Below are 25,976 nucleotides of genomic sequence, written 5' to 3'. Positions count from 1 at the left end.
GGCAACTCAGCCGGCGAATGGTCGGCGTAGGTCCCCGGTTCGGTGTGGCGCAGCCAGACCCGACGGCCACTCGCCAGTCGCCCCGATGAACCCTCACACCATTGCGAGAGAGAAGCCGACATGAGCGATCAATCAGCCACGGGACAACGAGAAGGGGCCGGGACATCGGCGCGCGTCGTGCTTCTGCTGTGCCTGCTGGCCGTCGTGTTCGAGGGCTACGACATGGTGGCCTACGGGACCACCCTCCCGTCGATGCTCGCCGACCCGGCGTGGAACCTGACCCCGGCACGAGCCGGAGTGATCGGGAGCTACGCGCTCGTCGGAATGTTGGTTGGCTCGATCCTCGTCGGCGGGATCGCCGACCGTCTCGGGCGCCGAACGTTGATGATCACGGCCACCGGGTGGTTCTCGGCCTGGATGGGCGTGTGCGCCATAGCCCCCGACGCCACACTGTTCGGAGTGGCACGCTTCTTCGTCGGTGTGGGGGTCGGCGCACTCATTCCACTGGCCGCCGCCATGGCGGTCGAGTTCTCACCCAAGGGGAAGAACCACACCTACAGCGCTATCGTGTGGGCCGGTTTCCCCGGCGGCGGTGTTCTGGCGTCCCTGCTCGGGCTCGTGGTGGTGGACGCGTTCGGTGTCCGGGCCATGTACTGGATCGGCCTCGTACCGCTCCTGGTGTTCGTGCCGATCATGCTGAAGTTGCTGCCCGAGTCGCCGAGCTTCCTGCTCGCCCGCGGCAGGGTCGACGAGGCGAACCGCATCGCCGACCGCGCCGGAATCGATCGTCCGGAGCCCCCGCGCCCGGGTGAGAAGGTGGGGCCGCGGGCCCTGTTCACCCGGGAGTTGCGGCGCGCGACCCTGCTGTTCGGGCTGCTCAGTGCATGCGGGCTGCTGCTGACCTATGCGCTGAACACGTGGCTGCCCAAGTTGATGCAGTCGTCCGGATTCGGCAGCAGCTCCGCACTGACGTTCCTGCTGGTCCTCAATGCCGGGGCCATCATCGTGCCGCTGTTCGCGTCCCGGCTGTCGGACCGGATCGGCCCGCAAGCTGTCACCGCCGCGTCACTAGCGAGTGCCGCGGTGGCGATCCTGGTCCTCAGCACGGACGTGTCCTCGTGGTTGTTGTTCGCCCTCGCCTTCGTCGCCGGTGCCGGAACGATCGGCGCTCAGGTGCTGATCTATGGTTTCGCCGCCTCGTATTTCCCGGCATCGAGCCGGGCGGCCGGAACAGCGTGGGTTGCCTCCGTTGGCAGGCTCGGCGGCGTGACGGGTCCGACGCTGACCGGTCTGGTGATCGCCAACGGATCGAATGTCGCACCCGCCTTCTATCTGTTCGCGTTGATCGCCGTCATCGGCGCGATCGCCGCACTGCTGGTCCCTCGGCAGAGGAACAATGCGGCCGTCGGACAGGCCGCAGCGGTGCCCGGAATCGCGCGGCAGGATGCAACGACGTGAAGACCCCCTCCTGGGCGGGCGTCAAGCCCTACGTTCGATTCGAACGCCCGAGCCTGGAGCGCCGGCAGGTGGCACTCGACAAAGCCTGCACCATAGGGGATCTGCGAAAGATTGCCCGCAGGCGCGTACCGCGGATGGTGTTCGACTACGTCGACGGCGCAGCAGAGCAGGAGATCGGGCTCGGGCGGGCACGTAGCACCTTCCGGGACATCGAATTCCAGCCCGGGATCCTGCGTGACGTCTCGTCGACGGACATCTCGACCACGGTCGGCGGGCACGTCAGCGGATTGCCGTTCGGAATCGCCCCGACCGGGTTCACCCGACTCATGAACTCGGAGGGTGAAATCGCCGGTGTCCGCGCCGCCGAGAAGTACGGCATGCCGTTCGTGCTCTCCACGATGGGCACCGCGTCCATCGAGGAAGTCGGCGCCGCGGCGCCGGACGCGCAGCGGTGGTTCCAGCTCTATCTGTGGCGTGACCGCGACAAGTCCATGGCACTCGTCGACCGCGCCCACCGCGCCGGATACGGGACTCTCGTCGTCACCGTCGACACCCCCGTCGGAGGCGCCAGACTGCGCGACGTGCGCAACGGGATGACCGTCCCTCCGGCCCTGGGCGCGCGCACGTTCGCAGACATCGCGCGCCACCCCGGGTGGTGGGTCGACGTCCTCACCACCGAGCCGCTCAGTTTCGCGTCCCTCGACTCCTATCCGGGTTCTGTCGCCCAGCTCATCAACGAGATGTTCGACCCGACCCTGACCTTCGACGATCTCGACTGGCTGCGCAGGGAGTGGGGCGGACGGCTCGTCGTCAAGGGCGTGCAGACGGTCGACGATGCCCGCCGATGCGCCGAGCACGGCGCCGACGCCGTCGTCCTGTCGAATCACGGGGGCCGGCAGCTCGACCGTGCACCGGTGCCCCTTCGTCTGCTGCCACGGGTGAAGGACGCACTCACCGGTTCGGACACCGAGATCTACCTCGACACCGGGATCCTCACCGGTGGCGATATCGTGGCCGCGCTCGCGCTCGGGGCCGACTTCACGTTCGTCGGCAGGGCGTACCTGTACGGACTGATGGCGGGCGGGCGGCGCGGAGTCGAACGTGCCATCGAGATCCTGCGCGACGACATCGTCCGAACTCTCCAGTTGACGGGTGTCCGGACGATCGGCGAACTCACCCCGGAGCACGTACGTTTTCTCGGGGCGAACAGCGGCGACTCGGTGGAGGATCTCGGCCCGGTGCCCCGAGGCGCCCCGCCCACCTAGCGTCATAATGTTCGAGCGGAACGGTCGTGCAGGCGAAGATGTGGTGTGGTGATGCCGACGTGAATCGAGTGACGGACTCCTGGAGCGAGATCATGTCCACCGAATTCGGTGGACTCGCACCTCGACTTGCCTCGGACGCCCCGGTCACGGGGGCGATGCAGGCGGTCCTGCTCGGCAACGTGGAGGCCTTCACGATCTCGGGGACACCGCAGGTGCTGAGCCGCAGCCCCCGGGCCGCTCGGCGGAACCCGTCCGAGTCGTTGAAGCTGTGCGCGGTGAAGACGGGTCGCGCAGTCCTGCATCAAGGGGACCGGGAACTCGTCGTCGACCGAGGTCGTGCGGTGATGTACGACGTCGCGCTGCCGTACGAACTGTCCTTCACGGACACCTGGTCGTGCTCCGTCGTCACGTTTCCACGACACTCGTTCGTTCTCACGCCGAACGAGATCCGGGAGTGTCTGGAACGCACCTACGACGTGCGAGCCGGATCCGGCGCGCTCCTCGAGCACTTCGTCACCACCGCGGTCGCGGAGGGGGCCGACGTGGACCCCTCCGCCGCCACCCTGCTCGGTGACGCCGGCATGAGCCTCGTGTCGGCGGTACTCACCGCACCGGAGACCCGCCCGGCCCCGCCCTCGTCCGCGGTTCGGGACCAGATCCTCCGCCATGTTCGCCGCAATCTCGCCGACCCGGCCCTCAGCGTCGGCTCGATCGCATCGGCACTGCACATGTCGCCGCGCACACTGCAGCGCATCTTCGCCGACTACGGCCACACCCTCAGTGCGGTCATCCGCCGTGAACGGCTGGCGAGCGTGCACCGGGACCTCACCAACCCGAATCTGCACGACCGCACCATCTCGTCGCTGGCGTCGCGATACGGTTTCTACGACGCACCCGCCTTCACGCGCGCGTTCCGCGCCGAGTACGGGATGACGCCGTCGGACGCCCGTCACCAGGCGCTCCCCCACACTGTCGCCTGACGGCAACAATCCTGTCGCTCCGGGACAACACGGGCCCCCACGTCAAGGGCACAGTGTGTTCCACATCGCTTCGTTCCCGTGAAGTGATCGACGTTATCGACTCTATGAATGGGAGCTGACATGACTGACCTTCTCGGCGGCGAGACCTGGTCCGGCAAGATCTTCGACGGCAACTGGGTCACCGCTTCGGGCGGCAGCATCAAGGTGACCGAGCCCGCCACCGGCGCCGTACTCGGTGAAATCGGCGCAGCGGACGCATCCGACATCGACCGCGCCGCCCGCCGCGCCGCGGCCGCACAGCCGGACTGGGCCGCCCGCACCGGTCACGCCCGCGCGGACGTATTACGCAAGGCCGCAATGACACTCGACGCGAACCGCGCCGAGGTCGAACGCTGGCTGATCCGCGAGGGCGGCGCCGTCCCGGGCAAGGCCGCTTTCGAGGTCGACCTGGTTCTCTCCGAGCTGTGGGAAGCATCGGCCCTGCCCACCCAGCCGTGGGGTCACCTCCTGCCCACCAGCCAGGAAGGCCGCGTCAGCATCGGACGCCGTGTTCCGTTGGGTGTCGTCGGCGTCATCAGCCCGTGGAACTTCCCGCTGGTCCTGGCGATGCGAGCGGTCGCACCCGCCCTCGCTCTCGGTAACGCGGTCGTCCTCAAGCCCGACGTGCAGACCGCGATCAGCGGCGGCGTCGTGATCGCTCAGCTGTTCGCGGCGGCAGGGCTGCCGGAGGGAGTACTGCACGTACTCGCCGGGGACGCCGAGCCCGGGCAGGCGCTGTCCGAGCACCCTGCCGTCTCCCTGATCTCGTTCACCGGCTCGACCTCCGTCGGACGCCAGGTCGGCGCGACCGCCGGACGGACGCTCAAGCGTGTTTCCCTCGAGCTCGGCGGCAACAACGCCCTGATCGTTCTGGACGATGCCGACCTCGATGCCGCGAGTTCGGCCGGCGCCTGGGGCTCCTTCCTCCACCAGGGCCAGGTCTGCATGACGGCAGGCCGGCACATCGTCCTCGAATCGGTGGCCGATCGGTACCTCGAGAAGCTGACGGCGCGCGCCGCCAACCTCCCGGTCGGGGACCCGAACACCGGACAGGTCGCGCTCGGCCCCCTCATCAACGAACACCAGGTCGCCAACGTCGATCGCATCGTCCGGGCAACCCGCGACGCCGGTGCCGAGATACGCACGGGCGGAACGTTCGACGGACTCTTCTACCGGCCGACCGTTCTCGCGGGCGTCACCCCGGCGATGCCGGCATTCCAGGAAGAGATCTTCGGTCCGGTCGCTCCCGTCGTGGTCGTCAAGGACGAGGCGGAAGCGATCGCCGTCGCGAACGACACCGAGTACGGCCTGGTCGCCGCTATTCAGACGGGTTCGGTCGAACGCGGGGAGCGGCTGGCCGATCAGCTCCGCACGGGCATGGTCCACATCAACGACCAGACCCTGAACAACGACGCGTATGCGCCGTTCGGCGGTACCGGAGCGTCCGGCAACGGCACGCGATTCGGAACGCAGAGCAGCTGGGACGAATTCACCCAATGGCAGTGGCGCACCAGCCGCTCTGTGGCCCAACAGTTCCCGTTCTGACACTCACGCACCTCACTGATCTGCCGGCCGATCGCGACACACCGCGGTCGGCCGGCAGACTGCGTTCACCGAATACATGAATAGCATCTATGCCCCTATTGGAAACATTCATTGGAGCTATTGTCCCAGCAGCGTTAGCGTGGACGCGGAGACACAGTCGGTGTCGCCGATCACACGAGGGAGAACCGATGGCAACGGTGAGTGAAGTGACGTACGAACTGCTGCGGGCCCGGGGGCTCACCACCGTGTTCGGCAACCCGGGATCGAACGAACTCCCCTTTCTCTCCGGAATGCCCGACGACTTCCGCTACGTGCTCGGTCTGCACGAAGGTGCCGTCCTGTCGATGGCGGACGGGTACTCGCTGGTTACCGGTGAGGCGACTCTGGTGAATCTGCACGCAGCTTCCGGCTCCGGCAATGCCATGGGCGCGCTGACCAATTCGGTCTACTCACACAGCCCCCTCGTCGTCACCGCGGGCCAGCAAGTTCGCTCGACGATCGGGCAGGAAGTCATGTTGTCCAACGTCGACGCAGGCACGCTGATGAAGCCGCTGGTCAAGTGGAGCAGCGAGCCCACGTGCGCGGAAGACGTGCCGCGCACAATCAATCAGGCCATCCACACCGCGCTGCTGCCCGCGAAGGGTCCGGTCTACGTGTCGGTTCCCTACGACGACTGGGCCGCGGAGGCTCCCCCGGAATCCGCTGGCCTCCTCGCGCGCGAGGTGCACAGTGCCGCTTCCCTGTCCGGTGATCAGATCAACGATCTGATCGAGACTCTGGAGTCGGCCACGAACCCGGTACTCGTGCTCGGACCGGCGGTCGACGCCGATCGTGCCAACGCCGATGCGGTGCTCCTGGCCGAGAAACTCCGCGCACCCGTGTGGATCGCCCCGTCCCCCTCACGTTGCCCCTTCCCGACGCGCCATCCGAGCTTCCGCGGCGTGCTGCCCGCCGGCGTCGCTGACCTGTCGAAGACCCTGGAGGGGCACGATCTCATCCTCGTCGTCGGCGCACCCGTGTTCCGCTACCACCAGTACGTTCCGGGCAACTACCTCCCGGGCGGCGCGCGGCTGATCCACGTCACCGACGACGGCGGAGAAGCGGCGCGCGCCCCGATCGGTGAGGCGTACGTCGCCCCGGTCGGCAGCACGCTCGAAATCCTCGCGAACATGGTGAAACCCAGCGACCGCTCCCCACTTCCCCCGCTCGGGGACTTCGAGGAGGCTGTCTCGGTCGGTGCCGGCCTCGATCCCGCGCAGTTGTTCGCCCTGGTCCGGGCGGGCGCTCCGGACGACGCGATCTACGTGAACGAGTCGACGTCGACATCCGACGCGTTCTGGTCGCAGATGGATCTCTCGCACCAGGGCAGCTATTACTTCCCCGCGTCCGGAGGTCTGGGTTTCGGGCTTCCCGCCGCTGTCGGGGCGCAACTCGCCTCCCCGGACCGTCAGGTCATCGGCCTGATCGGCGACGGTTCCGCCAACTACGGCATCACCGCTCTGTGGAGCGCCGCGCAGTACAAGATCCCCGTGGTCATCATCATCCTGAACAACGGCACGTACGGTGCGCTGCGCGGCTTCTCGAAGATCCTGAACACCGGCGAGACTCCCGGCCTCGACGTGCCGGGAATCGACTTCGTCCACCTCGCCGAAGGGTACGGCGTGCGCGGCACGGCGGTCGCGACCGCCGAAGACTTCACCACCGCGTTCAAGTCCGCCTTGGCCGCCGACGCGCCGACCCTGATCGAAGTGCGCACGAACTTCGACGAATCGTGAACGACGAACCAGGATTACGCATGAATCTCATCGAGACACTGAAGGAACTCGTTCCCGCCGACATCGTCGTCACCGACCCCGACACGATGGAAGGCTACCGCCGCGACAGCGCCGACCTGGTGGCCGCAGGCAAGCCGATCGCCGTCCTGCGTCCCCGGACCACCGCCCAGGTGTCGAGCATCATGACGTGGGCCACGCAGACCGACACCGTCGTCGTGCCACGCGGCGCAGGAACCGGGTTGTCCGGCGGAGCAACCGCCCTCGACAACTGCGTGGTGGTGAGCATGGAACGCATGAACTCGATCCGCGAGTTCGACGCGACGAACCACACCGTGGTGGTCGAGGCAGGAGTCGTCAACGCAGACGTGGGCCGGGCGGTCGCGGACGCCGGATTGTTCTACCCACCCGACCCGGGAAGCTTCGAAGTGTCGACGATCGGCGGCAATCTCGCGACCAACGCCGGCGGCATGCGATGCGTGAAGTACGGGGTCACCCGCAACTCCGTTCTCGGACTCGAAGTCGTTCTCGCCGACGGACGCGTACTCCGCACGGGCGGAAAGACGGTCAAGAACGTCGCGGGTCTCGACCTGACCCAGCTCTTCGTCGGCTCCGAAGGTGCCCTCGGAATCATCACCTCGGCGACTCTCCGACTGCGACCCAAGCCTGCCGCCACCGCAACGTTCGTGGCGAGCTTCCCGAAACTGGACGCCGGCGGCAGGGCTTTGAACTCCATCTTCGCCGCCGGGGTCACCCCGAGCATGCTCGAGATCATGGACAACGCCACGATCAACGCGGTCGAGAACTATCAGCGAATGGATCTAGACCGGGAGGCGGCACTTCTCGTGATCGGGCAGGCAGACGGAGCCGACGCGCTCGCCCAGGTCGATCGGATGGTTGCGTGCTGCGACGAGGCCGGGGCCGACCTGTCCGTGTCGACGTCGGATCCCGCGGAGTCGGAGATGCTGCTCCAGGCCCGGCGGCTCGCGGGGTGGGCCACGATGGAGCAATTCCCGACCATCATCGAAGACGTCGGTGTTCCGCGAACACGGCTGGCCGAACTCCTGTCCACCATCGCCGACATCTCGGAGGACACCGGGGTCCGCATCGCTACCGTCGGTCACGCCGGTGACGGCAACGTCCACCCGATGCTCCTGCTCCCCGACCTCGGTGTGGACGCCCGCAATCGGGCGATGGTCACCGCCGACCGCATCTGCGCTGCAGCGCTCGCCCTCGACGGAACCGTCACCGGTGAGCACGGCGTGGGAGAACTCAAGCGGGAGTGGCTCACCCGTCAACTCGACGACGTCTCGCTCGATGTGCAGGCGAGCATCAAACGGGCACTCGATCCGAAATTGCTGCTCAATCCCGGCCGTGGGTTCTAGCCGATGACTTTCACGCTCAGCCAATGGATCGGATTCGAGCCACACAGGCGCCGAACGCTTCTGGGTGACTGCCACCGCGCGGCGGCGGCCGTGCGAAGCTCGCACAACGCCTACATCTCGGTGGTGGACCACACAGATCCAGCGGTCACCGACGGTGAGCTCGCGGGTGTGCCGTTCGCGGTGAAGGACAACATCGACGTAGCCGGCATGCCCACCACCGGCGGGAGCCCGCTGTTCGCACTCGACGTCCCCGAGTGCGACGCCGGGGTGGTCAGCGCGTTGCGTGAGGCCGGAGCGGTGGTCGTCGGCAAGACCAATCTGCACGAACTCGCGTTCGGGATCACGAGCAACAACGCCACCTACGGCCCGGTCCGGAACCCGCTGGATATCGCTCGCGTGGCCGGCGGATCGAGCGGAGGCAGCGCTGCGGCGGTGGCACTGGGAACGGTGCCCTTCAGCCTCGGCACCGACACCGGAGGATCGGTCACCATCCCCTCGGCGTTCTGCGGGATCGTCGGATTCCGTCCCACCACCGGCCGCTACCCGAGCGACGGCGTCGTCAACCTGTCGTCGTCGCGAGACACGATCGGCATTCACGCCCGGACCGTCGAGGACGTGCGCCTCGTCGACCGCGTCATCACCAGAACGAGTCCGGCGATCGACACGCCCGACCGAACCGATCTGGTACTGGGAACCGTCCCGAGCCGATACGACGACATGGAACCCGCGGTCGCCGAGGCGACGCACCTCGCGCTCGACGACCTGCGCGCGAGCGGTGTGAAGATCGTGGAATTGTGCATGCCCGACGATCTGTCCCTGGCCGCGGAGCCTGGTATCGAATTGGTGTTCTACGAGGCTGAACGCCTGCTGGCGGCGCGGGTGAACAATGGTCGCGGACAAACGGGCCCCGTCGATGTCGCGGATCTGATCGACGCGATCGGGTCGCCGGACGTGCGGGCGATCTTCGAGTCCATCGCAGCCACGCGGGTCACCGCATCGGCATACGAGCAGGCCCGCCGCAGACGGTGGCAACTTCGGCGTCTGTACGAGGAGACATTTGCCGCCACCGGAGTGCACGCGCTGATCGCCCCCACCGTTCACGTTCTCCCGCCCCTCATCGGACAGGACGACACCATCGACGTCAACGGGCGACCCCGGCCGGTCTTCCCCACGGTCACCCGCAACTCAGCGCCGGGTTCGGTCGCCGGGGTCCCGATGCTGACCGTCCCCGGCCGGTCGACCGCTGAGGGATTGTCGGTGGGCCTCTGCCTCGAGGGCCGCTTCTTCGAGGACCACCAGCTGCTCACCGTCGGTGCCCTGATCAGCGGCATCCTTCACCGCTGACGCCGACAAGTGGTTTCCGAGCCAGGTCAACACCGCCGGGAACGGTCGTGTCGCGACACACGGCGAGATGGCAGCACTCATCGCCATCGAGGCGCTACTGATCTGGGCATTCGGATCCATCACCGCCCGACTGACGGCGGCGTGATTCACGCGTCTGATCCGAGGCGGTCCGTCGGTCGGTCGAGGTGGGTGGTGGATGCTGAACCGCTTCGCAGGTGATGTCGTCGGATGCTGCTAGGTTCATCGGTCAGAGCCGGTTGTTGCACGGCTGACCCCGAGCCGCCGTGATGCCCGCATCATCATTTTCGGTGGCACCCGAGGGCAAGGTCCGCTGGATCTGCGACAGCCGATCCGTCACTGACCGTGGCGGCGGATGCGGGGCGTCGTCCTCGAGTAGTGAATTGGACCGCGATGACGAAGAATTCCGCGAAGAAGAGGGCCGCCCGCACCTATCAGGCCACTCACCCCGGCGGAGTACGGGTCTGTCCCCGGTGAGGTCGGAAAGTAACGAATGACGAGAGCGTGACGACGGCATCGGTGATCCCTCGCGCGCCGCCGATGGTGTCCGCGGGCGAACGAATGAGGGTTCTGATGGGAGGAAGGATCCGATGCGACGTCATACCTCGCACGCCCTACCCGGACGCCGGATGTCGATCACCGCTGTCCTGGTCGGACTGGGTGCTCTCTTCCTCAGCGCGGCGCCGGTCGCGAGCGCAGCGCCCGCGGACACCGCCCTTCCGGTGCCAGTCGTCGGGATCACGACTCTGCCCACGGGATTGCCCAGCCTCGTCTACACGCAGGTGACGGTGCGCACCGACCCGGAGAGGCGGGGTATCACCGAGTTCGTCGGCTACTGCTTCTGCACCGTGCACTGGCGCAATATGTCGACCGGGGTGGGGGGAACCGTGGTCCCGGCGGTCAAGCCGACTCCCGTCGTAACCGGCTCGGGAATCCTGGTTGCCGCCATGACGGTCGACGGCCGGTCCGGCGTTGCCGTCACGGCACTGCCCGGCGCGGGCACCTGGAATGTCCCGTGAGATAGCGGCTTACGTAACCAGCCTGCACGGCGATCAGGGGTCACCAGATGGCGAGCTGACCGGTTTCCTGCCGGCGTGATGCGGCCGGGGTGGTGTCCCACCGCTTGCGGGACTGGTGGGCGGTCAGGCTGGTGGCTTCGCCGATTTCTGCCCACCCGGCGCCGGCCGCACGGGCGCGAGCAATGTCCTCGGCGAGGTCGAAATGCGCCTGGTGCGCGATCGCGATCCGCACCAGCAACCGTTCCTTCACCGAGTCCGCGGCGGTGTTCCGGTGCGCGTACCAGGCCCTCGAACCCGGTGTGGGAGCGGCCATCACCCGGTCCGCCAGACGTTCGAGCAGCATGTCCGCCTTCTGCGTCAGCAGTTCCGCCGCGTCGGCAATCGCCGCATTCGACACTGCGCTCTCGCCCATACCGACCGGGCGGTCCAGGTGCTCGGCGGAGCCGGCATCGTGGGCGAACACCCGGTGCCGCGCATGTGGCGTGACGTGCGGGCGCTGCGCATCTACGAGGGTGCCTCGCAGATCCACGAGCGCAACCTCGCTCGGGCACTGCCCACCCTGCTGTCCACCACGCAACCCGCTCGAGTCGGCTGAACATTCAGCGTCACAAGATGTTCCATCGCCCAGAAGTAGAGGGAGAATTCATGGCGACCACCACCGGCACCGGACCACTCATCGGTGTCCGCATTGTCGAACTCGCCGGCATCGGTCCCGGCCCGCACGCTGCGACGTTGCTCGCCGACCTCGGCGCCGACGTGGTCCGCGTCCAGCGGGCCGGCCTGCTCCCGACAGCCGGGCAGCCCCGCGACCAGACCCAGCGCGGCCGCCGCGTCGTGGAAGCGAATCTCAAAGACCCCGCCGACATCGAACTCGTCCTCGGCCTCATCGAGCGGGCAGACGTGCTCATCGATGGCTTCCGCCCCGGCGTCACCGAGCGCCTGGGTCTGGGCCCGGACGTCGCACTGGCGCACAACCCGCGCCTGATCTACGGCCGGATGACCGGCTGGGGGCAGGAAGGTCCACTCGCGCAGACGGCCGGCCACGACATCAACTACATCTCGCTGACCGGTGTGCTGCACGCGATCGGCAGGAAGGGCGAGCGCCCGGTGCCGCCGCTGAACATGGTCGGCGACTTCGGCGGCGGCTCGATGTTCCTCGTGTTCGGCATCCTCGCCGCGCTGATCGAGGCGTCACACGTCGGGCAAGGGCCAGGTCGTCGACGCGGCTATGGTGGACGGCACCCTGGCGTTGTCGCACATGATCTGGAGCTTCCGCGGATTGGGCCGGTGGTCGGACGAGCGTGGGGTGAACATGCTCGACACCGGCGCGCCGTACTACGACACCTACGAAACCGCGGACGGCCGATACATGGCCGTCGGTGCGGTCGAACCACAGTTCTACGCACTGCTATTGGAGGGCCTGGGACTCGACCCGGCCGACTTACCGGCCCAGAACGACCGGAGCGGCTGGCCGCAACTGCAGAAACAGTTCACCGAGGTGTTCCTCACCAAGACCCGCGACGAGTGGGCGGCGATCTTCGACGGCACCGACGCCTGCACCACACCGGTGCTGACCTTCGCCGAGGCACCGCAGAACCCGCACATCGCAGCCCGCGGATCCCTCGTCGAACTGGACCGGGTCACCCAGCACCGGCCCGCGCCGCGATTCTCCCGCAGCGAGCCCGGCCTTCCCGACGTCCCGGCCACCGAAGCGGTCGACGCCGCCACACTGTGGAGCTGGAGTGACTGCCGGCGCGCATCTCGAGGTGGAACAGGCGGGGGTCAGATCGGCAAACACTGCTCAACCCTTCTTCGCCCGTGAGGGTTCGGGGTACGAGCCGAGGGCGGCCGCCGTCAGCGGATGGTCGGCGGACATGGTGTCCGGTCCGGCGGTGCTGGGCTTGCTTGCCTACGCCATCGAGGGTGAGTACGAGCAGGATGAGTTCTTCGCCACCCGAGTGACCGCGGATCTCTTTCGTCCGGTGAGGATGTGTCGGATCGATGTTCGCTCACGGATCATCCGGTGGGGAAACCGAATTCGACTTGTCGAAGCCGAACTGATTCAGTCGGGTGAATTGGTGGCCAGGGCCACGGTTGCCTTCTACCGAAGATCGAGGAACGCAGCAGGAGCGCACTGGGTCGACTCCCGCGTCCCGCAGCCTCCCTCGCCGACCGAACATCCCGGTGAGCGGTTGATCGGCACCAGTGGGGTGGATGCCGACTGGGAGCCGTTGCCGCAAGGCGGACCGGCTTGGCGAACCTCGGATCGGAAACGGATCTGGACGACAGGTTGGTCGGTGATCGAAGGAGAGGCGACCACCCCGTTCGTGCGTGCGGCAATGGTCGCCGACTTGACCAACTTGGTGACCAACATGGGCACCGAGGGCATCGGCTACATCAACGGTGACGTCACTCTGGCGCTGACCAGGCTGCCGGCGGGGATCGAACTCGGACTGGAAGCTGACAGTCACCGCGCGTGCGACGGAGTCGCCGTGGGCTCGGCAACCATGTTCGATCGCGACGGCCCTCTGGGGATCTGCACGGTGTCCGCCATCGAGAACGATCGCAGAACCCTGCAGCGACAACCGCATGTTCCGGCGGCGCAACCCCACCCGCACCCGGTTGTTACAGCCCCGGCGGGTTTGTCCGGGTGACGTTTTGGCTCCCCTAGGGTGCCTGGTGTGCGTGGCGGCACGACCACATTCTTGAAACCGATCACGATCCCGGTCTCGAACGACCGGAGTCACGGGTACGCATCCCGGTCGGGTTTTCGGAATGGAGGAATAGATGTCGCCGAATTGTCATGTCGTCTCTGCGCCTGTAGGTGGGAGAACGGTGGAAGGCCGTGTCGACCGGTCCCGGCTGGAGGAGGACGGGTACGTCGTCGTCCACGACGTACCCGACCGCATCGCCGCGGCGGAAGTGGTTGGCTCCCTTGGTGATCTGGTTCCGCAATACAACGGTCTCCTCACCCACGAGGTGACGTACCGTCCCGGCAACGATCATCGGGCGTACTCGCAGAGCGCGAACACGATTCTGGCGCACACCGAAGCGCCGGGCTGGGATCCGAGCCCGGCGTACCTGGCGCTGTTCTGTCACCGGCAGGCGCGCTGCGGCGGTGGCCACACCGATCTGCTCGACATCCGGCGGCTCGTCGACGCCCTGGAACCGGCCGAGGTTGCCCTCATGACGGACGCCGAACTGACCTTCCCGGGCCCGGACGGGGGTGTGCGCACCACGATGCTGGACGCGGACGACACCGGCCGCACGGCCCTGCGCTTCAGCTACAACCTGCTCACCGCGTCCGACTACGACCCGCATCACGACGCTGACGTCGACGACGTCCGGCTGCCGCTCGGCCGGGCCGGTCGCAGGTTGGCGCATCGCGTCAGCGACCTGTTCCACGAGCTGCGCACCCGCGTGTTGATCCCCGAGAACGCGCTGCTCATCTGGGACAACCAGCGCATGCTGCACGCGCGCTCGGAGTACGCCGACCGCGCCCGTCACCTCACCCGTTTCTGGGCCGGCGACCGGACTCGCGCATGATCATCGACGACCTGCAGTGCTCCGACGCCGACGGGCTGGTGCACCTCCCCGGACTGCCGTCGTTCGACCCCGCCGACGAAGCCGAGAACGCCGTCATCAGCCGCCTCGCCGGCAATTGGCACCGACGGTCGACGGTGAAGCGCGACGAGCCCGACCTCGACGAGTTGTTCGACGCCGGCCGGGCCGATTACCCCGAGGGAATCGTGCCGTTCCGCGACCATCCGACGTGGCAGGCGATGCCCGACGCGATGCGGTCGCGGCTGCTGAGCTGGGCCTGGATCGCGTACAACCGGCACACGGTGATCGCCGAGCAACGCGTCGCCAACCCGGCGTTCGCGCTCGTCATGGACGGGGAGTTCCCGGGTCTCGGCGGCCAGGACATGGATATCGCCCTCGCACAGGCCATGGTCGACGAGCAGTATCACACCCTGATGCACATCAATGCGAGTGCGCTGACCAGACGTAAACGGGGGAACCCGTTCCCCGACAGCGCGTTACCCGAATCGCACACCTCACGGACGCACCGTCGGCTGCGGGCCCATGCCGCCGAACGCTGGCAGCGCAGCCTGACCACGCTGGCCTTCGCCACGGTGTCCGAGATCTCGATCAACGCGTATCTCGATCTGCTCGCCGACGATCACGACATCCAGGTGGTCAATTCCACCACCGCAAAGCTGCACAACCGGGACGAGTACTGCCACGCATCGATTTCCGACGAGATGGCGAAGCTGGTGTACGACGTGCTGGACCCCGTCAAGCGCCGCTTCTTCCTGGACATGCTGGTCGCCGGACTGGAGGCGTTCGTCGCGACGGACTACTCGACGTGGGAGTCGATCTTCCGGATCGAGAAGGTCACCGGATGGGAGAAGATGCTCGCCGACGTGCGGGCCGAGAAGTCCGGTGCGCGGCTCGTGCGCGACTACAGCGGGCTGTATTCGCTGATGTCGGACATGAATGTCCTGGGCGATGTCGACTTCGACTGGGGCCTGGCGGTGACGGACAAATGACCGTGCTCGATCTCGACACCCGCACAGCCCTCGCTCCGCGATCGATCAGCGGCGACCGGCTCCGCAAGCTCGTCGCCGAACGAACCGGCGACCCGACCCTGGGGCACGAGGCACACGTGGTGTCCCAGGTGCTGCCGTTCAAGGTCAGCAGCTACGTCGTCGACGAGCTGATCGACTGGGGCCGTGCGCCCGACGATCCGATCTACCGCCTGACCTTCCCACACCGCGACATGCTCGAGACCGAGCACTTCGACCTGATCGAACGGGCTGTGGCGCAGGGAGATCGGGGCACCGTCCGGCAGGCGGTCGACACGGTCCGGGCCGCGCTGAACCCGCATCCCGGCGACCAGCTGAGCATGAATGTTCCGCAGCACGACGACATCGACGGTTCGGGCATGCAGCACAAGTACGCCGAGACCCTGCTGGTGTTCCCCCGCCAGGGGCAGACCTGCCACAGCTATTGCGGCTACTGCTTCCGCTGGGCCCAGTTCGTGGACACCCCCGACCTGAAGATGGCCATGTCCGGGCCGGAGGCGATGACCCGGTACCTCGACCTGCACCCCGGTATCACCGACGTGCTGTTGACCGGCGGCGATCCGCTGGTCATGCGGACGGAGTTGCTGGCCTCGTATCTGGAGCCGCTGCTCGAACCTGAGCGGGAACACGTCGAGACGATCCGGATCGGCACGAAGGCTGTCTCGTTCTGGCCGTACCGGCTGTTGGCCGGGCCGGAAGCCGACGACCTGTTGCGGTTGCTCGAGCGGTTGACCGCCGCGGGCAAACACGTCGCGATGATGCTGCACCTGTCGCACGTCGCGGAACTGCAGACCGATGCTGCCCGGACAGCGCTGGCCCGGTTGGCGTCGACCGGCGCGGTGCTCCGCGCTCAGGCGCCGGTGGTGCGTCACGTCAACGACGACCCGCGAACGTGGGCCGACCTCTGGCAGGCGCAGGTCCGAAACCGGGTCGTGCCCTACTACATGTTCGTCGAGCGGGACACCGGTGCGCGACCGTATTTCGGTCTGCCGCTGGCGCGAGCGGTCGACATCTACCGCGAAGCGCTGCAACGGGTCTCCGGACTCGGGCGGACCGCGCGGGGTCCGGTGATGTCGGCGTCACCGGGGAAGGTCGTGGTCGACGGCGTCGTCGACCTCGACGGCGGACGTGCGTTTGCGCTGCGGTTCCTGCAGGCACGCCGGCCGGACCTGGTCGGCAAGCCGTTCTTCGCGAAATACGACGAGCACGCGCAGTGGTGGGACGACCTCCGCCCGCACGGCCCGCGCGACCGCGAATTCTTCGGTACCGGAGGGACCGCGTGAAGGTCACCGCGCACGAGATCAGCTTGACGCAACGGCATCTGTGGCGCTCTGCCAGAGAAGCGATTCCGGTGCAGCGGGGCCTGGTGGTCGAGGTGGAGCAGGACGGTCTCGCCGGGTTCGGTGAGGCATCCGCGTTCATGACCGACCACTACAACTCCGGCCTGGACCGGATGCACGCAGATCTGCGGCGGATTGCGCCGTTACTGATCGACCTGGGTCTCGACGACCCCTTCGCCGTGTGGCGAGCCCTGTCCGCGGAGCTTCCCGATTCGCCGTTCGTCCTGGCCGCCCTCGACACCGCGGTGCACGATCTGCGGGCACGCCTGCTCGGTGTGCCGCTGTGGCAGGCCCTCGGACTGGAACGTCCGCGCGAGTTGCGCTCCAGCTTCAGTATCGGGCTCGACGAGACCGAGGTGATGGTCCGCAAACTCCGTGAGCGGCCCGGATGGTCGGCGTACAAGATCAAGCTCGCCGATCCGGGAGACCTCACCGTCGTCAAGGAGCTTCGCTGCCATACGAACGCACCGTTCTCCGTGGACGGCAACTGCGGCTGGGAGCTGTCCCGACTGCTCCCCGTCCTTCCCGGCCTGCAGGAACTCGGCGTGCAGTTGATCGAGCAGCCGTTTCCGCGCTCGGCGTGGCGCGACGCCCGGATCCTGAAGGAGCGCAGCCAGATCCCGGTGATCGCGGACGAGAGCATCGCGTCGCCGCAGGACCTGGACGCCTGCACCGACGCGTTCGACGGCATCAATGTCAAGCCGATGAAGGCCGGAGGAATCACCCCGTCCCTCGCGCTGCTGCGCCGGGCCCGTGAACGGGGTCTGATCACCATGCTCGGCTGCATGCCCGAATCCGCGGCCGGGGTGTCGGCCACGGCCCACCTCGGGGGACTGGCCGATCACCTGGATGTCGATGCAATCGACCTGCTGGCGGTGAACACCGGCAGTGGACTGACACTCGACGGGGCCGGCCGCGTCACCCTCCCGGATCGTCCCGGTTCCGGCTACCTCCCCGATCCGGTCGCCCACGGCTGGCGGGTGCGGCCGGTGCCCGCTGCCGATGTGCGACCGATCCGCCACACCGTGCTCCGACCGGGTCAACCGGCCGAGACCTGCGTCTACCCCGAGGACGCGCACGCCGGCACCCGGCACTTCGCCACCCTAGTCGCGGGGCGCCCGGTCGGCGTGGCCTCGCTGTACCACGAGGATCCCCCCGAAACGCACGCCGTGCCGGGTCTTCTCCCCGGCCGGGGGTGGCGCCTCCGCGGCATGGCCACCCTGGAGGAGGTCCGCGGCACCGGTGCAGGGACAACACTTCTGCGCACCGTCCTCACGAACGCCGCGCTGGCCGGCGCCGACGCGGTCTGGTGCAACGCCCGCACCACCGCCGCCGGCTTCTACGTCAAGCAGGGCTTCCGGATTCTGGGCCCGGAGTTCGACATCCCGGGCATCGGGCCCCACGTCTTCATGCATTGGAGTGCTTCATGATCCACGAGACACCGAACACCACTTCGCTGATCGACGAGCAGGAGGCCCGCTGGCTCGCCTCCACCGCACTCGTCGAGGCGGGAGTGCCGGAGGACGACGCCGATCTGGTGGCCGCCGCGCTCGTCGACACGTCCCTGCGCGGCATCGACACCCACGGTCTGCGGCTGCTGCCGCAATACCTGGACGAACTCGCGACCGGCGTCGCGAATGCGGCGGCGTGCCCGACCGTGGTCCGGGACCGTGGGGCCGGACTGTTACTGGACGCGGACGGCGCACTCGGCGTGCTCGCCGGACTCGCCGCCGCCCGCCTGGCAGCCGACCGGGCTAAGGCCTTCGGCGTCGCGGCGGTGGGCGTGCGCAATTCCAACCACTTCGGCGCGGCGTCGGTGTACACCCGGCACCTGGCCGGGCAGGGGATGATTGGCATCGCCGTCACGTCCGCCGCCTCCCGGGTCGCTCCGCACGGCGGGGTCGAGCCGCTGTTCGGCACCAACCCGATCAGCGTAGCCGCGGGTACGGGGGACGACGGGCTCGCCCTCGACATGGCCACCAGCCAGGTATGTTTCGGCGAGGTGAAGCACCGTCGGGCGGAGGGGCGACCACTGGGCAGCGGCTGGGCCACCGACCGCGGTGGGCTGCCCACCGCGGAACCCGACGAGGCGTACGCGCTGTCACCCCTCGGCGGCTACAAGGGACAGGGCCTGGCAATGGCGGTCACTCTGCTGGGGGCCGTGTTGACCGGGTCGCCGCCCGACTGGCAGCTCGAGCAGGTCGGTGAGGGAACGCCCGGCCGAAGCCGAGGGGTCGGCCATTTCGTCCTCGCCCTCGATCCCGGAGCGTTCAGCGGGCATGCGCACTTCGCGGCAGGGTTGGCAGACCTGCTCGACACCGTCCGCGGATCGACGCCCGCCACCGGGACACCGGTGGTGGCCCCGGGCGATCCGCAACGCGCCCACGAGCGCGAACGGCGGGTGCGGGGAATACCGCTCGACCCCCGGACGGCGGAGATTTTCGCCACGCTGGAAACAACTTTCGACGGATTGGCCGTGACAAGAAAGGAGGCTTCTCGATGATTCTCGCACTGATCAGCCCGCGCGCCGCCGGGCTGCCCTTCGCCCAGTGGCTGCCGGAGATGCGCGGACGGCTGGTGGCGGTCTGTGCCGCCGGAACGGATCCGGGTGAGGGATTCGCCGAGATCGTCACGGTCAGCGACTATCACGACGACGACGCCGTGCTGGCCGCCGCTCGGGAACTCGCCCGGCGGCACCGGCCGACCGCGGTCTTCGCCCTGGCCGAGGTGGACGTGGAGCGGGCCGCCGGATTGCGCGGCGAACTCGGCCTCCCCGGCCTGGACACCGCCACGGCAGGCGCCTACCGCGACAAGATCCTGATGAAGGAATTGGCGCAGGCCGCAGGGCTTCTCGTCCCGGCCTTCGCGCCCGTGCGCCACCCGGCGGACATCGTCGACTTCATGGCCGACAACCCGGGCCGCGTCGTCGTCAAACCGCGCAGCGGTTCCGGCTCCACCGGCGTGTACGTGCTCGATTCGCCCGCGGAGGCAACCGGACTCGCCGACATCGTCACGGCCACACCGTACGAAGTCGAGGAATTCGTCGACGGCGCGGTGCACCACGTGGACGCGTTCCGCGTAGCCGGAGACCCGGTGGCCGCCATCGCATCCCGCTACACCGGCCAGGGGTGCCTCGAGCACTGGACCGACGCCCCGTTCGGCTCCCGGTCGGTCGACACCACCGACCCGGTCTGCGCGCGCCTGGTGGACGAGACCTGGCAGCTCGTCGATGCACTCGTCTCGCCGCCCACCGTCTGCGTGCACGCCGAGTTCTTCGTCACCGCCGGCGGCGACATCGTGCTCTGCGAAGTGGCCGCGCGAATCGGCGGCGGGCCGATCCCGACGATGCTCCGCCACGTCCTGGGCATCGACCCCCGGCATCTCTGGGCGCGGGTGGAATGCGGGCTGCCGATCGACCTGGACGCTGTCCGGGACCGAGTGCCGGCCGCCCCGCACGCAGCGTTCTACGGCGTGCCGCCGCGCCGGGGCCGGGTGCTGCGACTGCCGGACGCACCGCCGGGCGTGCACGACTTCACACTGAACACCCACATCGGGGACGACTGGACCCATGCCCGGTACAACGAGCGCAAGTCGGCGGACTTCCTGGCCTACTGGGTGGTGACCGACTCCGATTTCATGGCGCTGGGAAACCGGCTGATCGCGACCGCCGAACAGGTCAGCGCCGGATTCGATTGGGACCGCGTCGAAAGCGAGGACGCAGCATGACCTCCACCCACACCGGCATCGACGGGTTCACCGGCCACGTCCTGCCCCGTGGCGCCCGCCCGACCGCCGCCGACTTCGCGGGCATCGCGGACCCGGACATCATTTGGGAGGATGCGCGGTGGTGGCGGTTCACCGAACGCACCGACCTGCACGAGGTGCGTTACCTCGAGGTGCGTGCGGACGGCCGGACCGTCGCGGTCGCGCCGCTGCTGATCACGGCGCGGCCAGGGGGCCTGCTCTTCTACGACGCGCCCCGGCTGGCGGGAACCGCAGGGCCGATGGCCGAACCGGAGTTGCTCGATCACCCCGATCGGCTGCGCTGGGCCGAGCTGGCCGCGGCGCTGTCCGGTGCCCGCGAGGATCAGTACCCGTCGGTGGCGCTCGCCACGTTCGGAAACCACCACGGTGTCGCGCACGCGCCCGGCCGTTCGCACGATCAGCGACGCGCGGTCATGGCGGCCCTGCCCGGCCTGCTCGACCAGGCCGGTGACGAACTCGGCTGTCGCAGTGTGGCATTACTGTACGTCGGTGGCCCCGACGCCGACGACGTGGACGGGTCCGCCACCCGCGCCGGGTACACGGCGGCGTTGCTGGGCGCCGAGGGTGTGCAGGACCTGACCGGCCACAGCTGGCCGGAGTACGTCGCGAGCCTCAGCAAACGCCGTCGCGCCCGGCTCCGCAAGGAGGTCGCGGACTACACCGCCGCCGGCCTCCGCACGGTGGTCCGCTGGGGCCCCGAGGCGATCGACGACGACGTCGTCGCCCTCCAGGTCGCTCACCGGGCCAAGTACGGACTGCCCGGCGGCGAAGACCGGGTGCGACACGATTTCGACGCCGTCCGTGAAGAATTGGGTGACTCGTGTGTCGTGCTCGGTGCCGAACTCGACGGTCGCCTCGTGGGTTTCGTGCTCTACCTCCGCACCCTCGACTCGTTGTTCGCCAGGACCGCAGGCTTCACCCCGGGGATTCGTGGCTGCTACCTGACACTGACCTACCACGAGACCGCGCGGTGGGCGGTGGAGCACGGCATCCGTCGCGTCCACTACGGCCTCGCCGCCTACGAGGCCAAGATCGCCCGTGGCTGCGAACTGCGACCCCGCTGGGGCTGGTTCGCCTTCCGCGGTGAAGGCGCCGACAAGTATCGAGAGGCTCTGACACTGCAGTCGCGCAGCATCGAACGGCGGCTGGACCTGGTCGGCGCACCGGCAGTCCCTGTCCCGTCCCGGCGGCCCGCCGCCACCGAACCGAAAGCAGAACAATGGAACTGATCCCGACCAGCACCGTCTGGATGGACGGTGAATTCGTTGCCTGGGACCAGGCGCAGGTCCATGTGCTGACACCGAGTCTGCACTACGGATGGGGTGTCTACGAGGGCATCCGGGCCTACGCGACCGACCGCGGTCCGGCCGTGTTCCGGCTTCGCGACCACCTGCGACGGCTGCACGACTCGGCACGGGTGTACCTGATGGACCCCGGGTGGTCGGTGGACGAGCTCACCGAGATCTCGCTCGAACTGCTGCGCCGGACGGGCCTGGACTCCGGCTACCTGCGACCGATCGTCTACCTCGGCTACGGCTCGATGGGTGTCGCGCCCGCGCTGGACACTGCCCGGGTGGCCATCGCGGCGTGGCCGTGGGGTTCGTACCTCGGCGAAACCGCAGACCAGGAAGGCTGCCGACTCGTCGTCAGCAGCTGGCAACGCAACGGTGTCCACTCGGTCCCGCCGCTCGCCAAAGCGACGGGAGCCTATGTCAATTCGGCTCTGGCCAAGCTCGGGGCGCTGCGCGCCGGTTACGACGACGCGCTGATGCTCACCTCTACCGGGCACGTGGCCGAAGCGTCCGCCGCGAACATCTTCGCCGTCCGCGACGGTGAGCTGGTCACCCCGCCGGTCGGCGACAACATCCTGCCCGGTCTCACCCGTGACACCGTGATCACGCTCGCCCGCGACCTGGGGATCACGGTGAGGGAACAGAGCGTGACCCGCAGCGAGCTCTACGTCGCCGACGAGGCGTTTCTCACCGGCACGGCCGCCGAGGTGGTCCCGGTGGCGTCGGTCGACGACCGCCCGGTGGCGGCGGGCGGGTGCGGCCCGATCACCAAGCAACTACGCGACGTCTTCCACGACGTGGTCCGCGGGCGTGAGCCCACCTACCGGCACTGGCTGGAGTTCGCATGAGCACGCGTCTGCTGTCTTCGGCCGTACCCGATCGGGTCGCGGCGATCTGGGATGCCGAGGGACTCGGCATTTTGGAAGGTGCCGTCACCGGATTCGCCAGCGCCGCATACCTGCTCGACGGCAGCGCATGGGCGAATGCGCGTCGCGAGGAGATCGCCGACCGGGTGGTCGACGTGATGGCCGTCCGGGCGTGGAAGGCGCTCCCGGAGCAGTCGCACGGCCGCGCCCGGAGAGTGGCCCGGCGCTGCATCGCCTACTCGCTTGCCGCGGACACCGCCCGCGCCGACGGGAGCGGCACCGCCCGGGCCGACTGCTGGGCCCTCACCACCCATGCGTTGGAACTGCTGACGATTCGCGAACACTTCGACGCGGCCGCCCACCGGTCCAGGGAGCTTCTCGGAGCGGCTCCCCAGGGCAGGTTGCTCGCGGCCTGGCAGATGGTGGACGATGCGCTCGGTACCCTGGACAGAACCCGCCACGAATGGGTGGGGGCAGACCCCGCGACCGTCGCCGCCGCCGGGTGGGTGCTGGTCGACCGGATGAGCCGTCTCCTCATCGCGGCGGCGCTGGTCGCGCAGTCCGCGGCAGCCGAGTCGGCTCAGGACGCCGAACTATTCGTCAACGCGGCCCGCCGGTACGCCTGGAACCACCTGCGGCGTCCGGCGCCCGAGGCGGCGACACCCACCCACGTGCAGCGGTCGGCCGATCTGGTGCACGCCTTCCTGACGCCGGGGAGCGTCCCGTGAACGCCCGCGTGCGGCGGCTGGGCGATGCGCTGCTCCCCGACAGCCCGGCCGGTCGCACGCTCGCCGTCGGCGCCGGCATCGACTCGCTGGGCACCGGGATGTTCTTCGCGTCCTTCGCCCTGTACTTCATCGGCGTCGTCGGTCTCACCGCGAACCAGATCGCCCTGGCCACCACGACAGCGGGTGCGCTCGCGCTGCTCGCCCCGGTGCCCCTCGGCAGGCTGGCCGACCGGGTTGGGCCGGGCCGGTTCTACGTGGCCCTCCTGCTGGTACGCGGCATCGGATACGGATGCTTCGCGCTCGTATCCGACTTCACCGGCTACCTCGTGCTCACCGTGCTGCTCACCGCGGCCGACCGGGCGAGCAGCCCGATCCAGCAGGCCGTCGTGACGGCGGTGATCGGCGGCCGCGACCGGACCCGGACGATGGCCACCATCCGCGCCATCCGGAACGTGGGTCTCACCGCGGGGTTCCTGCTGGCGGGCGTCGTCTTCGTGACCGGCACGTCCGCCGCGTTCACGGCGCTGTTCCTCGGCAACGGAATCTCGTTCGTGGTCATCGCGTTCGCCGTGCGGCTCGTACTCCGGAGGACGGGAACGGTGGTGCAACGCACGCCTCTCCCCGCTGATCCCGGGCCGGGCGGAACGGCGGTGCGCTCGCCGTTCCACGACTGGTGGTTCATGGTCTTCACGGTCGGCAACGGTGTGCTGTCGCTGTACGACACCGTGCTGATCGTCCTACTCCCGATCTGGGTCATCGGGTACACGTCGGTGCCGCTCGCGTGGGTGCCGGTGCTCATGGCGGTCAACACCGTGCTGACCGTGGTCCTGCAGGTCTACGTCGCCCGGTTCGCCGACGGCACGTCCGCAGCGACCCGACTCCTGACGTGGACCGGGGCGCTGATGGCCTTCTGTTGCGGTGCACTCGCCGTCGGCCAGATTGCCGACACCGGCCCGGCGATCGCCGCCGTCGTCGTTGCGGTGGTGGCACTGTCGATCGCCGAGAACATCCACTCCGTGGCCGCCTGGGAACTGTCGGCCGAGTTGTCCCCGCAGCCGGCCGTGGCCCGCTATCTCGGCGCGTTCAGCCTCGGCATGACGGGCCAGAAGGTGCTCGGCCCCACCGTTCTGGTCGTCGTCCTGTTGCCGGCCGGTCTCCTGGCGTGGCCCGTCCTGGCCGGGACGTTCGGGGCCGCGGCTCTGGTCTCCCGGACGGCGGCGCGTCGCAGTCTCGCGGAACGCGCACGGACGAAGGAACTCCCGGCCGGCGACCATCCTGCACTATCTCCCTTCTCGCTACTCGAGGTGAAGAAATGACTGAACACGTCCTCGTCGTCGGCAGCGGCCGCGACCTCCCGGGCAGGGTCCGTGACGCCCTCCCCGGCACACAGACCTCGGTGATCTGCCGACTGGAATTCGTCGCCAAGCTTCGCCGTCTGACCGAGCACTCGCGGGTGATCGCCGTGCGGCACGATGCGCCGGACGAGGAATGGATCGCCCTGGCCTCGGCCGCACATGCGGAGCATCCGTTCACCCGGATCGCCACGTTCGGTGAACGCGACCAGGATCGCTGCGCCGCGATCGGGGAGGCCCTCGGCCTGTCCACCCACTCACGCCGCACCGTGACGTCGGTCCACGACAAGAACGCCATGCGCGCCGCGCTCCGCGAATCCGGCGTCGACGCCACCGCCTCAGCTGTCGTCGCCGACGTGGAGGCGTTGCGCACCTTCGCGTTCGAGCACGGGTTCCCGTGCGTCGTCAAACCGGTGCGCGGCGCGGGCAGTGCCGGAGTGGCCGTGGTTCGGGAGGAGGGCGCACTGGCTGCGGCGTACGCGCGCGCAGGGGGCGACTTCGACGGCCTGACCACCAGCGGGGTGCTCGTGGAGCAGTTCCACGAGGGCCCGCAATTCAGTGTGGAGGCCTTCTCGGAGTGCGGCGAACACCAGATCGTCGCCGTCACCCGCAAGTTCTCCGACCCGGCGACCTTCGTCGAACTCGGGCACGTGGCACCGGCAGCCCTCTCCACGACACAGGAAGAACGGATCCATACGTACGTGACGAGTGTGCTCGACGCAGTCGGCGTGGAGTTCGGTGCAACCCACACCGAGATCGTGCTCACCCCAACCGGTCCCCGGGTGATCGAAACCCACGTGCGGATGGGCGGCGACGAGATACCGGCCCTCGCCGTCGACGCCACCGGCGTGGACCTCGCCGAATGCGTCGTGCGGCAGACCATCGGGGAGAAGGTCCTTCCCGGGATCCGGGCCGTCCTCGCGGTGGAGCGGCCCGCGCACTGTTCCGCGATCTGGTTCGCCGCCGCACCCGTCGCGGGTGTTCTCACTGACGTCAGCGGCATCGACGACGCCCGGAACGTCGACGGCGTGACCGACGCGCAACTCCTGGTCCGCCCGGGCGGCGCGGTCAGCGTCCTGGAGTCGTCCGATTCGCGTGTCGCATACGCACGCGCGGTCGGGGACACCGCCGAGCAGGCGCTCGACGCCGCCCGGGAGGCCATGTCACGCCTCGAATTTCAGGTGCGCGTGGCCCCCGCGAACACGGTGACGGTGTGATC

At 68.5% G+C, this 25,976-nt stretch carries 22 protein-coding genes and 1 pseudogene; 22 read left to right on the top strand and 1 reads right to left on the bottom strand.

Translation table 11 applies throughout. The features are described 5' to 3' along the window. Positions 1-120: 120 nt before the first annotated feature. The 8 genes from PSR88_RS15360 to PSR88_RS15325 all read left to right on the top strand — a co-directional run bounded on the left by PSR88_RS15360 (position 121) and on the right by PSR88_RS15325 (position 10,825). On the top strand, positions 121-1,458 hold the full coding sequence (locus PSR88_RS15360) for an MFS transporter (RefSeq protein ID WP_148228389.1): 1,338 nt from the start codon (positions 121-123) through the stop codon (positions 1,456-1,458). Then, positions 1,455-2,723 carry an alpha-hydroxy-acid oxidizing protein gene (locus PSR88_RS15355; RefSeq protein WP_016882162.1) on the top strand — a complete coding sequence of 423 codons (1,269 nt, stop codon included), beginning with the start codon at positions 1,455-1,457 and terminating at the stop codon, positions 2,721-2,723. The genes PSR88_RS15360 and PSR88_RS15355 overlap by 4 nt, the downstream gene beginning before the upstream one ends. 92 nt (positions 2,724-2,815) lie before the next feature. Next, complete coding sequence (locus PSR88_RS15350; RefSeq protein WP_148228388.1) at positions 2,816-3,703, top strand: AraC family transcriptional regulator; 888 nt, start codon at positions 2,816-2,818, stop codon at positions 3,701-3,703. A gap of 120 nt (positions 3,704-3,823) precedes the next feature. Next, complete coding sequence (locus PSR88_RS15345; RefSeq protein WP_011595659.1) at positions 3,824-5,287, top strand: benzaldehyde dehydrogenase; 1,464 nt, start codon at positions 3,824-3,826, stop codon at positions 5,285-5,287. Positions 5,288-5,475: 188 nt separating this feature from the next. Next, the gene (gene mdlC, locus PSR88_RS15340; RefSeq protein WP_011595658.1) at positions 5,476-7,062 is read left to right on the top strand and encodes a benzoylformate decarboxylase; all 1,587 of its coding nucleotides are present in this window, start codon (positions 5,476-5,478) and stop codon (positions 7,060-7,062) included. A 20-nt stretch (positions 7,063-7,082) separates the two neighbouring features. Continuing rightward, positions 7,083-8,444: an FAD-binding oxidoreductase gene (locus tag PSR88_RS15335; protein ID WP_016882164.1), complete on the top strand. Its 1,362-nt coding sequence runs from the start codon at positions 7,083-7,085 to the stop codon at positions 8,442-8,444. Between the two features lie 90 nt (positions 8,445-8,534). Further along, a complete protein-coding gene (locus tag PSR88_RS15330) occupies positions 8,535-9,788 on the top strand; it encodes an amidase family protein (RefSeq protein ID WP_237724051.1) in 1,254 nt (417 codons plus the stop codon). 608 nt (positions 9,789-10,396) lie between these two features. Next, positions 10,397-10,825: a hypothetical protein gene (locus PSR88_RS15325; RefSeq protein WP_029539042.1), complete on the top strand. Its 429-nt coding sequence runs from the start codon at positions 10,397-10,399 to the stop codon at positions 10,823-10,825. A gap of 40 nt (positions 10,826-10,865) precedes the next feature. Here the strand turns inward: PSR88_RS15325 and PSR88_RS15320 are convergent, their stop codons facing one another. Further along, the gene (locus PSR88_RS15320) at positions 10,866-11,237 is read right to left on the bottom strand and encodes a hypothetical protein (protein WP_029539043.1); all 372 of its coding nucleotides are present in this window, start codon (positions 11,235-11,237) and stop codon (positions 10,866-10,868) included. Here PSR88_RS15320 and PSR88_RS15315 point away from each other — a divergent pair. The 14 genes and pseudogenes from PSR88_RS15315 (at position 11,178) to PSR88_RS15250 (ending at position 25,974) form a co-directional block, all read left to right on the top strand. Next, on the top strand, positions 11,178-11,420 hold the full coding sequence (locus tag PSR88_RS15315) for an acyl-CoA dehydrogenase family protein (RefSeq protein WP_411755678.1): 243 nt from the start codon (positions 11,178-11,180) through the stop codon (positions 11,418-11,420). The genes PSR88_RS15320 and PSR88_RS15315 overlap by 60 nt on opposite strands. A gap of 50 nt (positions 11,421-11,470) precedes the next feature. After that, positions 11,471-12,563, top strand: a pseudogene (locus tag PSR88_RS15310) (CaiB/BaiF CoA transferase family protein); the annotation flags it as partial. 4 nt (positions 12,564-12,567) lie between these two features. After that, positions 12,568-13,479: an acyl-CoA thioesterase domain-containing protein gene (locus tag PSR88_RS15305; RefSeq protein WP_029539045.1), complete on the top strand. Its 912-nt coding sequence runs from the start codon at positions 12,568-12,570 to the stop codon at positions 13,477-13,479. Positions 13,480-13,612: 133 nt separating this feature from the next. Then, the gene (locus tag PSR88_RS15300) at positions 13,613-14,371 is read left to right on the top strand and encodes a TauD/TfdA family dioxygenase (protein WP_011595652.1); all 759 of its coding nucleotides are present in this window, start codon (positions 13,613-13,615) and stop codon (positions 14,369-14,371) included. Beyond that, positions 14,368-15,378, top strand: a complete 1,011-nt coding sequence (locus PSR88_RS15295; protein WP_016882172.1) for an AurF N-oxygenase family protein — start codon at positions 14,368-14,370, stop codon at positions 15,376-15,378. Before PSR88_RS15300 ends, PSR88_RS15295 begins: the two co-directional genes overlap by 4 nt. After that, entirely contained in the window at positions 15,375-16,697 is a 1,323-nt protein-coding gene (locus tag PSR88_RS15290) for a KamA family radical SAM protein (RefSeq protein ID WP_016882173.1), read from the top strand. Before PSR88_RS15295 ends, PSR88_RS15290 begins: the two co-directional genes overlap by 4 nt. Further along, positions 16,694-18,184 carry a GNAT family N-acetyltransferase gene (locus PSR88_RS15285; protein ID WP_016882174.1) on the top strand — a complete coding sequence of 497 codons (1,491 nt, stop codon included), beginning with the start codon at positions 16,694-16,696 and terminating at the stop codon, positions 18,182-18,184. The genes PSR88_RS15290 and PSR88_RS15285 overlap by 4 nt, the downstream gene beginning before the upstream one ends. Next, positions 18,181-19,257, top strand: coding sequence for an Ldh family oxidoreductase (locus tag PSR88_RS15280; RefSeq protein ID WP_016882175.1), 1,077 nt, complete (start codon positions 18,181-18,183; stop codon positions 19,255-19,257). The genes PSR88_RS15285 and PSR88_RS15280 overlap by 4 nt, the downstream gene beginning before the upstream one ends. Then, positions 19,254-20,480, top strand: coding sequence for an acetyl-CoA carboxylase biotin carboxylase subunit family protein (locus PSR88_RS15275; RefSeq protein WP_016882176.1), 1,227 nt, complete (start codon positions 19,254-19,256; stop codon positions 20,478-20,480). Before PSR88_RS15280 ends, PSR88_RS15275 begins: the two co-directional genes overlap by 4 nt. Further along, positions 20,477-21,748: a GNAT family N-acetyltransferase gene (locus PSR88_RS15270; RefSeq protein ID WP_016882177.1), complete on the top strand. Its 1,272-nt coding sequence runs from the start codon at positions 20,477-20,479 to the stop codon at positions 21,746-21,748. Before PSR88_RS15275 ends, PSR88_RS15270 begins: the two co-directional genes overlap by 4 nt. Then, positions 21,739-22,659: a branched-chain amino acid transaminase gene (locus PSR88_RS15265; protein WP_016882178.1), complete on the top strand. Its 921-nt coding sequence runs from the start codon at positions 21,739-21,741 to the stop codon at positions 22,657-22,659. The genes PSR88_RS15270 and PSR88_RS15265 overlap by 10 nt, the downstream gene beginning before the upstream one ends. Then, complete coding sequence (locus PSR88_RS15260) at positions 22,656-23,405, top strand: hypothetical protein (protein ID WP_016882179.1); 750 nt, start codon at positions 22,656-22,658, stop codon at positions 23,403-23,405. The genes PSR88_RS15265 and PSR88_RS15260 overlap by 4 nt, the downstream gene beginning before the upstream one ends. Continuing rightward, positions 23,402-24,721 carry an MFS transporter gene (locus PSR88_RS15255; protein WP_016882180.1) on the top strand — a complete coding sequence of 440 codons (1,320 nt, stop codon included), beginning with the start codon at positions 23,402-23,404 and terminating at the stop codon, positions 24,719-24,721. The genes PSR88_RS15260 and PSR88_RS15255 overlap by 4 nt, the downstream gene beginning before the upstream one ends. Then, entirely contained in the window at positions 24,718-25,974 is a 1,257-nt protein-coding gene (locus PSR88_RS15250) for an ATP-grasp domain-containing protein (RefSeq protein WP_016882181.1), read from the top strand. Before PSR88_RS15255 ends, PSR88_RS15250 begins: the two co-directional genes overlap by 4 nt. Positions 25,975-25,976: the final 2 nt, after the last annotated feature.

Origin of the sequence: Rhodococcus sp. DK176 (assembly GCF_038447315.2) — a bacterium.
Lineage (GTDB): Bacteria > Actinomycetota > Actinomycetes > Mycobacteriales > Mycobacteriaceae > Rhodococcus_F > Rhodococcus_F jostii_A.
This window is presented reverse-complemented; position numbering and strand designations above follow the sequence as displayed.